Here is an 11,347-nt window from a genome sequence, read left to right on the forward strand (position 1 = left end):
CGCTGGAACAGCTGTTGAAACAGCAGAAACTCCGGGTACAGGTACTGCTGTTCGGGCACCTCGTCGACGATGGCGATGCTGCGCAACGGCCGCGCATGACCGGCCAAGGCCCATTCCTGCTGGAACATGGCGATGATCCCGACCTCCAGCACCTCGGCCCGCAGCGCCGGCGGCAGCAGCTGTTCGATGGCCGGACAACAGGCTCGTTGCGCACGTGCCAGCACTGCATTGAGCATCGCCCCGCCGGCATTACTGTTGATCTCGATCAGGCCGAAAGCGCCTTCGGTGACATGAAAGTCGTAGCCGAAGAACACCCCCTTGGCGCCACCCGGGTCATGCCGGGCGATGGCCGGTGAACGCGCCAACACCAGTTCGCGATAGGCCGGCAGGGCCACCACCGAGTCGACGGCGCGGATCACCTCGGCCATGCGCTGCAAGTGCGCAGGAGCGATGAACACCGGATGGGCGGCGAACAGATAGGGGCAACGCTGCTGCACCAGCTCGAACAGACCGGGCTGGCCCAGGGTCGACACCAGGGCGCCGCGCAACGCCTCCTCGTCCAGACTGATGCAGAAGCAGCGGCTGTTCAGCGTCTCGATCGAAACCCCGGCCAGCGCAGCCGCAGCGGTAGCTGTCGAGAGGTAGGTCGCGTCGTTATCACACTCGGGGATCAGCGGCTTAGGCATATCAATTCCCATGGAGTTGGGGTCGGTCAACAGCGAACTGGGTGCTCAAGGATCAAGACCGTAGGATGGGTGGGACCGCCTAGGTCGGGCCGCGTAGGTGGGACCGCCTAGGTCGGGCCGCATAGGTTAGGCGCCCGCAAACTGACCCGCTGTCAGCAGAACCAACGCGCCGTAACCCATCATCGATATTCGCCCCGCCAACGGGTACAGGCATAAACCGCCCGATGGGTATAGCTGCGCTCAGCCTGCGCGGCCCGCCCCGTACTACGGGCGAACTGCGCCGGCATTTGCAGTACGGATGGGATGTCGCCTGCGCGGCCCGACGGATCGCCGCCCGCCTCACCCTACGGTTACTGGCTCCTACAAGACTTCGTGCTGATTTAGTTTTTACATGTAAAACAACGGGTTATTTCTTGTTTGACAAGAGATCGCTTGAGCGCTGTCACGCAGCAAACTGGAGGCTCGCCCCCCCTATCGTAGGAGCGGCTTCAGCCGCGAAGCTTTGGCTGTACCGCGAAGAGTTCGCGGCTAAAACGGAACGCTGCCCGGCCGCGCCTACAAAAAAGGTCATCACTCATATAATCAATGACATACGGGTTGCTTGATAAGAGTACACGCCTGCGCTCGGGCACGCCCGCCGCTGCTAGTTTTCGTCGATGCCCGCCGCCCTGAGTCGGCCCTTGAGGCGCCCGACCTCCTCGATCAAATCCACGACCAGGGCGGCCAGTTCGGGGTTGGCATCGAAATCCCGCTCAATGGCCAGCATGCGTCGGGCGCGGAGCAACTCGGCACTGCTGAAACGCTGCGGCTGGGCTGCTTCGCAGAGCAACCCGGCCTCGACCCGCTCGACGATCCACAATGCATCGACCGAACAGGCCTGAGCCAGTTCATCGAGGTCGAGGGCGACCTCATCCAGCACGACGCCGGTGACAATTTCAGTGTGCGGCATGGCTCAGACTCCCATGGCCAGGCGCGGGTTGAAGGCCATCTCCCGCGCCATCATTTCATACAGCTGACGCGCCTTGTCGGTGTCGGCAGGCGGCAGCACGATCTCCAGCAGCAGATACAGATCACCCGCCGGGTCGCCGGGAATACCGCGGCCCCTGAGACGCAACTTGCGGCCACCTTGCGAACTGGCGGGTATTTTCACCTGCACCTTGCCCGATGGGGTGGGCGCCTCGATGCTGGCGCCCAACGCCGCCTCCCACGGCGTGACCGGCAGGGTCTCGTAGACATCCCGGCCATCCACACGGTAGTGCGGATCCTGTTTGAAGTGCACCTCCAGGAACAGATCCCCCGCCGCGCCGCCACCCATACCCGGGCTGCCCTGGCCGGCCAGGCGGATATGCTGGCCTTCCTTGACGCCCTTCGGGATCTGCACCGTGAGGTTATGCTCCTGCAGGCTCACGCGGCCCTGGGCATCGGCCCGAGCACCACGCAGGGTGATGGTGCGTGGCGCCCCCTGGTAGGCATCACGCAGGTCGATGACGATCTTGGCGTGGTGATCCTCGCCACGCCTTGACCGCGGCCCCGCACGCCTGCCACTCCCTGCCTGACCTGTAGCGGCTCGACCGAACAGGTTGGCGAAAAAATCGCTGAAGTCGCCCATGTCGGCGCCGGAGAAGCCGGCGCCGGAAAACTCGAAACCGGCGTCCCAATTCGGTGGCGGCTGGAACTCCTGACCGTCCCGGTAGCGGCTGCCGAGCTGATCGTAGGCCGCGCGCTTTTCCAGGTCGCCAAGCACCGCGTAGGCCTCGTTGACTTCCTTCATGCGCAGTTCGGCATCCGCTTCCTTGCTCACATCCGGATGATATTTGCGCGCCAGCTTGCGGTAAGACTTCTTGATCTCATCCTCGCTGGCATTCTTGTCCAGGCCAAGCACCTGGTAGTAATCCTTGAATTCCAATGGGTCGCGCCCCCTGCTGGTTGATGGCTTGAGCGTACTCTGATTGCGCTAGCAGGCAGTTGGCATCAGCGATGCTTACAGATTAGATGAACCAAAGCGATTGAACACATTACCCACCAGCTCCCTGGAGAACGGCAAGCGGTCAGGCCGCGTCAGTCGCCGCGGCGGGGTAAGACCTTGTCGGGCAGCGCCAAGCCTTCGACATGGCGCTCCGGCCTGGCCCGAGCGATCGGACTGCCGCCGAGCGCCGCCACGACGATATCGACTCGACCGAACATGACGTCAGGAGGAAAAATTGTGTTCCGTGCGCCCAAAGATGCCCGAACCGCCGCCGGCGATAATGATCCAGGGCAGTTCGACAGCATTGACAGGCAACCCGGCGCAGTTACGGGCGACGAAAATGCAACGCCCTCGAGTCAAGTGACCGGCAAGCACGTGCAACCAGCACGATCCTGACGCGCCTCGGCCAAGATTCGCGGCCTCCTGCCCCTGCCGAGTCCTTGACTGAACCGAGAGCCCGGAATGAGCGGTGAAAATAGCGCCGGAAAACCGCTCATCATCATCGGCCCATCCCGCAAAGTGCCGCTCCCGGGTCTCGCAATAGCGCCACTAGGGCCTCTGCTACGCCCAAGACAGCGCGAGAGAGCATGCGCCAGACAACTTCGCCGATATACAGGTAAAAAACCGGAACATCGCGTTAAAAATAATAAACATGGCCGGCTAAAGCCGAAACCTGCAGCACAATCGGAGGGAATTAATTTCCACTCAAAGCCACTGAATACCGAAAAATCATTGCGTTCATCACCCTCCTGCGGTATTTCTAGTACTGCAATCCGCATCGATTCAATAAGAGATACATCATGGCTAACCGCGAAACTGGCACCGTCAAATGGTTCAACGATGAAAAGGGCTTCGGCTTCATTACCCCGACTAACGGCGGCGATGATCTGTTTGTTCATTTCAAAGCTATCCAGAGCGACGGTTTCAAAAGCCTGAAAGAAGGCCAAACCGTTACCTATGTGGCCGCACGCGGTCAGAAAGGTATGCAAGCTGAAGAGGTACAGGTAGCTTAAGCTTCCTGTCCTGTTCAAGAGACGAGCCCCGCACAAGCGGGGCTCGTTTTTTTGTGCCTGCTGAACAGCAACAACCCTGCCCGGTACAACGCCCACGCTCCTGCGCGAAAAGACACTCAGGACGATACGCCCCCTCCACGACCCTGTAAGGCATTCGCGTAACTGCAGCGCCGAACCCCGCCCTATAAGCCCATCTGCTTGCCGATGATCTCGTTCATGATCTCCCGCGAGCCACCGCCAATCGACAGAATCCGATTATCGCGGTATAGGCGCTCTACCAAACTTTCTCTCATATACCCCATCCCGCCCATTACCTGCACTGCATCGTAGGTCAGCCGGTCGGCAATGTCGGTGGCGAAGTTCTTCGCCATGGAGATCTCCTTGATCACACTCTGGCCCGCGGCCATCTTCGCCGCCTGGCGGTAGGTGAACTCACGGGAAACCTCCAACTGGGTCGCCATCTCCGCCAGACGGTGCTTGAGCACCTGAAACTTGCCGATTGGCTTGCCGAACGCCTCACGCTGCTTCGCCCATTTCATCGCCTCCTCGAAGGCCAGTTGCGCCGTCATGTTGGCCATGATCGCCAGCGACAAGCGCTCGCTCTGGAAGTTGGCCATGATGCAGGCAAAGCCCATGTTCTCGGCACCGATCAGGTTCGACACCGGCACCCGGCAGTCGTCGAAGAACAGTTCGGCGGTATCCGATGCCCACCAGCCCATCTTCTTCAACTTGCGACCGACAGTGAAACCGGGCGTGCCCTTCTCGATCAGCAACAGGCTGATACCGCCGAAACCGTCGCCACCAGTCCGCACCGCCACCGTGTAGTAGTCGGCACGAATGCCGCTGGTGATAAAGGTCTTGCTACCGCTCACCCGATAACAATCACCGTCGCGTAGCGCGCGAGTCTTCAGGTTGGCCACGTCGGAGCCGCCGGAGGGCTCGGTGACCGCCAAAGCCATGATCTTCTCTCCCGCAAGCACCTGCGGCACTATGCGTTCGCGCAGCGCCGGCGCCGCCCACTTGACCACCGGCGGCAAGCCGATATCCAGGGAGCCGAGGCCGGCGACCAGACCACCTGAGCCCGAGCGCATCAACTCTTCACTGGCGGCGACCTTGGCGAAGATGTCGCCCTCATGGCTGCCACCGAACTGCTCCGGGTAGCCGATACCGAGAATCCCGGCGGCGCCGGCCTTCAAGTACAGCTCGCGCGGAAACTCTCCAGCCTCTTCCCACTCATCGATATGCGGAAGGATTTCCCGCTCGACGAAACGCCGCACAGAGTCGCGCACCAACTGCTGGGACGCATCGAAGTAATCCTGAAAGACAGACATGGGGGCGCTCCGGCAGTGGTTTACGCGACCATACCGAGCGCTTGCTTGGTTTACAAGGTGAGGATTGCACCATCTACAGGGGCGATAGCGCCGCCCCCGGCCCGACAGACTCGGCAGCCTGGACTTGAAGGGCACACAAAGGGCAAACACTTCATATAGGAGGGCCGCCCCGCCTTCGACGCCGCGCTGTCGCGCAGCAAACTGGAGGCAATGCTGCCTGTCGGCTCGCGGGACGCCTGCAGGAGAGGCCGACCGTAGCCATGCCCCTACAACTGAATCGGCCGGCGCCCGGCGATCGAATGCGCCAGGGTACCGCCGTCGACCAGTTCCAGCTCGCCACCGAGCGGCATGCCGTGGGCGATGCGTGAAGCGATCAACCCCTTGTTAGCGAGCAACTGGGCGATGTAGTGCGCCGTCGCCTCGCCTTCCACGGTCGGGTTGGTCGCCAGGATGACTTCGGTAAAACTGCCCTGGGCAATGCGTGCCAGCAGATCAGGAATGCCGATGGCTTCCGGCCCCAGGCCGTCGAGCGGAGAAAGGTGGCCCTTGAGCACGAAGTAGCGCCCGCGAAAACCGGTCTGCTCCACCGCATAGACATCCATCGGCCCTTCCACCACGCACAACAGGCTGTCGTCGCGACGCGGATCGAGGCACAGCTGGCAGATCTCATCCTCGCTGAGGCTGCGGCACTGCTTGCAGTGACCAACACCCTCCATCGCCTGGGTCAGCGCCTGAGCCAGGCGCATTGCGCCACCGCGATCACGCTCGAGCATCTGCAACGCCATGCGCTGGGCAGTCTTCTGCCCCACCCCCGGTAGGATGCGCAGGGAATCGATCAATTGGCGGATCAATGGGCTGAAGCTCATGGAACTCCTACAGACTCGTAGCCCGGATGCAATCCGGGGAAACAGGGTGCCGGCATTCCCGGATTATATCCGAGCTACACGCTGCGAATGCCGCAGCAGAAAAGTGGCGGTCAGGCGGTGCGCAGGGCAAGGCGCCGGCGGACGAGGAACCGCAGTGTGCTGGAGCACTTGAGGATTCCGAGCCCGCCGGCAACGCAGCCATGTGCATCGACTGGACGGCACGAAGCCAATCAGAAGGGCATTTTGAAGCCGGGGGGCAGCTGCATACCTGCAGTCATGCCGGACATTTTGTCCTGACTGTTCTGCTCGACCTTGCGCACCGCATCGTTGACTGCAGCAGCGATCAGATCCTCGAGGATTTCCTTGTCTTCCTGCATCAGGCTGTCGTCCAGGCTTACGCGCTTGACGTCATGCCGACCGGTCATCACCACGCTGACCAGGCCGGCACCGGATTGACCGGTCACTTCGGCGTTAGCCAACTCTTCCTGCATCTTCTGCATTTTCTCTTGCATCTGCTGGGCCTGTTTCATCAGGCCGCTCATGCCACCTTTCATCATGGTGCTAGTCCTCGGTAATCAGGGAGTTAACTTGAGTATCTACGGGTTCGATGCTGTCCGCGCGGATAACCGCGGCGAATTGCTGAATCATTTGTTGCACCAATGGATCGCCGTGGATCGACTCTTCTGCCTCGCGCTGGCGATTGGCCCGCTTGCGTGCCGCTGCCTGCGCCGGGGTTTCCTGCTCGGGCGTGCACAACTCGATCTGCAGGTGCAATTCACGGCCATGATACTGGTTCAGGGCATCATTCAAACGACGCTGCTGGGTCGCATTGAACAGCGCACTGTGCCCTGGATCGAGATGCAACAACCAGCTATCACCCTCGACCGCCATCAGCGTGCAGTTGGCGCCGATACTGCCGGTCATGCCAGACAGACCCAGCTTGGGGAACAGCTCCAACCAGTCGGCAGCCAGGCCGGTCGCCGGCTTCGCCGCGAGCTGCGGTTCCACCTCGACGGCAACGGCATCAACCGCCTCGAAGTCGTAGTCGAACGACTGCGCATCCATCTCCACATAATCATAATCGCCCAGCGGCGGTTCATCATCGCTGTCACCACTGGCCTCGACCGGCGGCGCGATGCTGGCGGGCCGTAGCGCTAACGCCTCGGCTTGCGGCGACGCCGCTACCGGCTCAGCCAGTGGCGCACTGGCCTGCTCTTCCCAGGGCAAATTCGTCACTGCCGCAATCGCCGCTGGCGGCGCGGCAGTCGGCGTCGCGGCGACAGCCGGAGGCGCCGCAACCACTGGCGCCGGCTCGACCGACGCCGGTGCCTGGAGCTCGACCGGCGCAGGCGGCGGTGCTGGCACAACAGCCTCCACCAGCACAGGTTCGGCTTCGGCTTCGGCTTCAGACTTAGCGCCAGCAACGGTAGTGGTAGCAGTCACAGCCGACACAGCCACAGCCGTGCCGGCCACTGGGTTGGGACGGGGATCAGCTGTGGCCTGGCTAATCCCTAGCGGCTTTAGCGCCACCCTCGGCCCATCGCCGCTATCGGCGGGCCGAAACGCCAGCATGCGCAACAGCACCATCTCGAAGCCGCTGCGCGGATCCGGCGCCAACGGCAGGTCGCGCCGACCGATCAAACCCATCTGGTAATAGAACTGCACGTCTTCGGCAGGCAACACTTCGGCCAATGCCAGCACCCGATCGCGGTCGCCCTGGCCGTTGTCGACCGCATCCGGCAGCGCCTGGGCGATGGCCACACGGTGCAGGACGTTGAGAATCTCCGCCAGCACCCCATTCCAGTCGGGCCCCTGCTCGGCCAAATGGCGTACGGCATCGATCAGGCCGCGCGCATCGCCCTCGAGCAAAGCGTGCAGCACGCCATACACCTGACCGTGATCGAGGGTGCCGAGCATCGCTCGCACGTCTGCCGCCAGCACCTTGCCTTCACCGAAGGCAATCGCCTGGTCGGTCAGGCTCATCGCATCGCGCATCGAGCCATCGGCCGCACGCCCGAGCAGCCAGAGCGCATCTTCTTCGAACGGAATATTTTCCGCCCCCAGCACATGGCTCAGGTGCTCCACCACCCGCTCCGGCGGCATGTTCTTCAGCGAGAACTGCAAGCAGCGCGACAGAATGGTCATCGGCAGCTTCTGCGGATCGGTGGTTGCCAGCAGGAATTTGACGTGCGGCGGCGGCTCTTCCAGGGTCTTGAGCAAGGCGTTGAACGAGTGCGAAGAGAGCATGTGCACTTCGTCGATCAGGTAGACCTTGAAGCGCCCGCGGCTCGGCGAATACTGCACGTTATCCAGCAGCTCGCGAGTGTCTTCGACCTTGGTGCGACTGGCAGCATCGACCTCGATCAGGTCGACGAAACGCCCCTCGTCGATCTCCTTGCAGATAGAGCAGACACCGCAAGGCGTCGAACTGATGCCGGTTTCGCAGTTCAGGCACTTGGCGATGATGCGCGCAATTGTGGTCTTGCCAACCCCACGGGTACCTGTGAACAGGTAGGCGTGATGCAGGCGTTGACTGTCGAGGGCGTTGATCAGCGCCTTGAGCACATGGGCCTGGCCGACCATTTCGCGAAACGAGCGCGGACGCCACTTTCGTGCAAGAACCTGATAACTCATCTAAAACCGTCGCGAGATGAAAGCAAAAGTGGGCTAATCGTAACGGAGCATGGGCTAAATTGCATCCGGTGCTCGGCGCGGCTCTGCCAGGCAATAATCATTGTCTCGACTCGGCCCCTATATATTGTAGGCGCAAGCTTGCGGCGATCGCTGGCGACTGCTGGCGGATCGCCGCAATGCCGAACCACCGCCAGCGGGCTTCTAGTGGGCATTATCCGTGGCCAGTGCAGATACAGCTGGCTAAAACTTGTTCGAGCAGTTACCATCCGGCCCGTTAGTACCACGCTGTAAGTCATTCAGGCCTTCCGGCCCCCTCGATGGACTCCAGGTAAAGAACGCATACGCCCCATCAGGCTGTGCCGCACAGTTCCTTACCAGACCCAACCTGCTGACTGATCAGGCCGTCTTGCGCAAGCACTGACTCAGCCTGCCTCCGAAGTACCGACCCGCATAAGCACCGGTCAACACTGAACTTATGCGCGAAGTCCCGCTCCGATCAGACTCATGCCTTCGATCAGAAGTCGAAAGCTTGGAGCTTTATTTAGCGCAATGACGCGCCCGCAGTTTTAGGAAACACCCAAAAAATGAATACTCAACACCAAATTCAGGATGCCATTCGCACCCTATCCGACGCCTTTGCGCCATTCGATTGCCGCATTCTTGCCAGCCGCAAGGGTAACTTCAGCTTTACTATCGTCAATCAGGCCGGTATTGCGCAGCATACCCAGCGCCTGTACCCCGAGCAGTACAGCAGCGAATCCTTACCGCAGGTAATCGAGCGCGCACGACAGTCGCTAGTGGCCTGATCGAACTTCACAACGGCATCGGTGTCACACGTGATTAGCCCCAGGATGGAGAACGGTCATGGATAGCATCAATCGCCAGCTCGTCGAACAGTTGTTTGCTCCTTTACGCGTCACTTTCAGCCCGCGTCGCCCAGATGGTGGCATTGTCCTCTCCCTGCTCGACGACGCCGATGTCACCGCCTACAGCCGGGTTCTCAGCCCTGCCCAGCGTGACGACGCGCAAGCTTTTGCGCAGAGCCTCGAAGAAATTCGCCTGGAACTCGCCGTTCGCTCCGGCAATATTCCCGCAGAGATGCGCAAGGCGCTGAAAGAACAGAACAGCGTGCTCAGTTATCACGTCGACTGAAACAGCCTGCACAGCCCAGCCTCGTACGGCGTAATGCCGCTCACTCAAGCCAAGTGAGCGGCATTTTTGTGACCCTGACTAAAGCCCCGGGATGCGCTCGAAGTGCGCAGGTGATAACTCATCGATGCGCCTGGATCCTGCCCTATTCGCTTACTGCACTTGCGCCTCAGCCAGGACGCTACCATTCGAGCGGACTCGCCTGCGCGCATAGCTACCACTCCACCCTGACTATCGCCTGAACTCGAACTGTAGTTCGGCGCCTTCCAGCGAATCCCAGTAGTCATCACCCTGCTCATTGGTGATCAGCTTGCCATTGAGCTGAAAGGGGCTTTCTGCTGCCTGCTCTGCCCGGAACAGCGGCGGCAGTAAGGCCGGTGACGGCGGCTCATCAGGGGCGACGTGCGACTGCAATTCCTCGAACAAATCCGGTGGCAGGCTCAAGTCGAGGTCCGCCTTGAGCGGCGGGACAACAACGTCTTTAGCCACTGGTTTGCTCACAACAGCGGCAGGTCGAGCAGGCTCGCTTGCCGCCTTGACCACCGGCTTGGGCGCGAGGGCGGGGGCTATATCTGCCGTCGGCGCCGGCATGACGGCTACCGCCGGTTCGACAGGCTCACGTGGCACGGGAGTAGTGGACTTTTCGTTGTCGCACGCACTCAGCGAGTGCAGAGCCAGAAGTAAAAGCAAAAACCGGAAGCCGATCATCAACACGCACAATCGCAGCAAAGAGGGAGCACTATGCTCTCCCCTCCCCCGACATCTGGCAAGCCCGCCACGTGGTACTTACACAGGTTTTACTCAGCGGTTGTAAACAACGCTCAGCCTGCAGGCCGATGAATATCGACAGCCTGCTAACGGCTTTGCTCGAGTCGCTCGAGCTGCACCTCGATATCCAGCTGCGGGTAATCCAGTTGCAGGCGCCGCTGCAGGCGCTGCGCCTCCTCGACCTTGCCTGCGCGGCGCAATTCGAGCAGCTGCATCAACGCTTTTTCCGTCGCCATGCCGGCCAGTGGCACCGATTCCGCCGCGGCCATGGGCAACTCGGCACTCGGCGCCGCTAGCAAGGCGCCGGCCTCATCAGCTGCCTGCTTGCGCGCGTCCTCCGCCAGGATCGGCATCGACTGCTTCTTCTCGGCCTTTTGCCGTGGCTCGGCGTAACCCTGCATGGCAGGCGCCGCCGCTCGTTCGCGCGCCAGAGTCTGCGGCGCTGCGGTATCGGCCATGGGCGCGGCCGGGGCCATGACGGCGCGCGGTATTGGCATCTCAAGGTTATCGGGTGTTTGCTCCAGGGTGCGCCAGGTCAGGCTCACGCCGATGCCGACGCAGGCCAACCCGGCCAGCCCCAGCGACCAGCGCTGGCGACCGCCTGGGCCGAACAACCAGTCTTGCAGACGCTGGTTCCAGCTCCGCTGGCCCGAGGGCTGCGCGGCGCGGGCCGCGGCCAGGATGCGCGCATCCATCTCGGCGGATGGCTCGGCGCGGCTATGGGCGCGAAAGTGATCGAGCAAGGCCCGCTCGTGCGCCACGTCTTGCGGCTCGTGTTGGTCGCGGTTCATACGGGTAACTCCTCGGCGGCCGGGTCAGCCAGCAGCCGACGCAATTTCTGCAACGCGTAGCGCAAACGGCTCTTCACCGTTTCCGCCGGCGTGCGGGTCAGCTCGGCGATCTCGTGCAACTCCAGCTCGCCGTGGGCGCGCAG

12 protein-coding genes and 1 pseudogene are annotated in these 11,347 nt (G+C 61.8%); 3 read left to right on the forward strand and 10 right to left on the reverse strand.

Translation table 11 applies throughout. The features are described from left to right. The 3 genes and pseudogenes from ABZE94_RS16230 to ABZE94_RS16240 all read right to left on the reverse strand — a co-directional run. A pseudogene (locus ABZE94_RS16230) lies at window positions 1–686 on the reverse strand (hypothetical protein); the annotation flags it as partial. Window positions 687–1,329: 643 nt separating this feature from the next. Then, window positions 1,330–1,635 (reverse strand): chaperone modulator CbpM, encoded by a 306-nt coding sequence (locus tag ABZE94_RS16235; RefSeq protein ID WP_372876523.1) that lies wholly within the window; start codon window positions 1,633–1,635, stop codon window positions 1,330–1,332. Between the two features lie 3 nt (window positions 1,636–1,638). Beyond that, on the reverse strand, window positions 1,639–2,592 hold the full coding sequence (locus ABZE94_RS16240) for a DnaJ C-terminal domain-containing protein (RefSeq protein ID WP_372876524.1): 954 nt from the start codon (window positions 2,590–2,592) through the stop codon (window positions 1,639–1,641). An 860-nt stretch (window positions 2,593–3,452) separates the two neighbouring features. Between ABZE94_RS16240 and ABZE94_RS16245 the strand changes: the two genes are divergently transcribed. Beyond that, window positions 3,453–3,665, forward strand: a complete 213-nt coding sequence (locus ABZE94_RS16245; RefSeq protein WP_069516724.1) for a cold-shock protein — start codon at window positions 3,453–3,455, stop codon at window positions 3,663–3,665. A gap of 182 nt (window positions 3,666–3,847) precedes the next feature. Here the strand turns inward: ABZE94_RS16245 and ABZE94_RS16250 are convergent, their stop codons facing one another. The 4 genes from ABZE94_RS16250 to dnaX all read right to left on the reverse strand — a co-directional run bounded on the left by ABZE94_RS16250 (window position 3,848) and on the right by dnaX (window position 8,496). Then, window positions 3,848–4,996 carry an acyl-CoA dehydrogenase family protein gene (locus ABZE94_RS16250; RefSeq protein ID WP_372876525.1) on the reverse strand — a complete coding sequence of 383 codons (1,149 nt, stop codon included), beginning with the start codon at window positions 4,994–4,996 and terminating at the stop codon, window positions 3,848–3,850. Window positions 4,997–5,262: 266 nt separating this feature from the next. Then, window positions 5,263–5,862 (reverse strand): recombination mediator RecR, encoded by a 600-nt coding sequence (recR, locus tag ABZE94_RS16255; RefSeq protein ID WP_372876526.1) that lies wholly within the window; start codon window positions 5,860–5,862, stop codon window positions 5,263–5,265. A 230-nt stretch (window positions 5,863–6,092) separates the two neighbouring features. Further along, window positions 6,093–6,419 (reverse strand): YbaB/EbfC family nucleoid-associated protein, encoded by a 327-nt coding sequence (locus tag ABZE94_RS16260; protein WP_271348717.1) that lies wholly within the window; start codon window positions 6,417–6,419, stop codon window positions 6,093–6,095. 4 nt (window positions 6,420–6,423) lie between these two features. Then, window positions 6,424–8,496 (reverse strand): DNA polymerase III subunit gamma/tau, encoded by a 2,073-nt coding sequence (gene dnaX, locus ABZE94_RS16265; RefSeq protein WP_372876527.1) that lies wholly within the window; start codon window positions 8,494–8,496, stop codon window positions 6,424–6,426. A 584-nt stretch (window positions 8,497–9,080) separates the two neighbouring features. Between dnaX and ABZE94_RS16270 the strand changes: the two genes are divergently transcribed. Both ABZE94_RS16270 and ABZE94_RS16275 read left to right on the forward strand, forming a co-directional pair. Next, complete coding sequence (locus ABZE94_RS16270; protein WP_372876528.1) at window positions 9,081–9,302, forward strand: hypothetical protein; 222 nt, start codon at window positions 9,081–9,083, stop codon at window positions 9,300–9,302. Between the two features lie 58 nt (window positions 9,303–9,360). After that, entirely contained in the window at window positions 9,361–9,648 is a 288-nt protein-coding gene (locus ABZE94_RS16275) for a DUF3509 domain-containing protein (protein WP_372876529.1), read from the forward strand. Window positions 9,649–9,876: 228 nt separating this feature from the next. Here ABZE94_RS16275 and ABZE94_RS16280 read toward each other — a convergent pair whose 3' ends face one another. The 3 genes from ABZE94_RS16280 to ABZE94_RS16290 form a co-directional block, all read right to left on the reverse strand. Next, window positions 9,877–10,353: a hypothetical protein gene (locus ABZE94_RS16280; RefSeq protein WP_372876531.1), complete on the reverse strand. Its 477-nt coding sequence runs from the start codon at window positions 10,351–10,353 to the stop codon at window positions 9,877–9,879. A 146-nt stretch (window positions 10,354–10,499) separates the two neighbouring features. Continuing rightward, window positions 10,500–11,204, reverse strand: coding sequence for a hypothetical protein (locus ABZE94_RS16285; RefSeq protein ID WP_372876530.1), 705 nt, complete (start codon window positions 11,202–11,204; stop codon window positions 10,500–10,502). Beyond that, on the reverse strand, window positions 11,201–11,347 hold a 147-nt coding region (locus ABZE94_RS16290), incomplete at its 5' end, for a sigma factor-like helix-turn-helix DNA-binding protein (RefSeq protein ID WP_372876532.1). The genes ABZE94_RS16285 and ABZE94_RS16290, both read right to left, overlap by 4 nt.

The organism is Pseudomonas sp. (genome assembly GCF_041601375.1).
In the GTDB taxonomy this organism is placed as follows: Bacteria; Pseudomonadota; Gammaproteobacteria; order Pseudomonadales; family Pseudomonadaceae; genus Aquipseudomonas.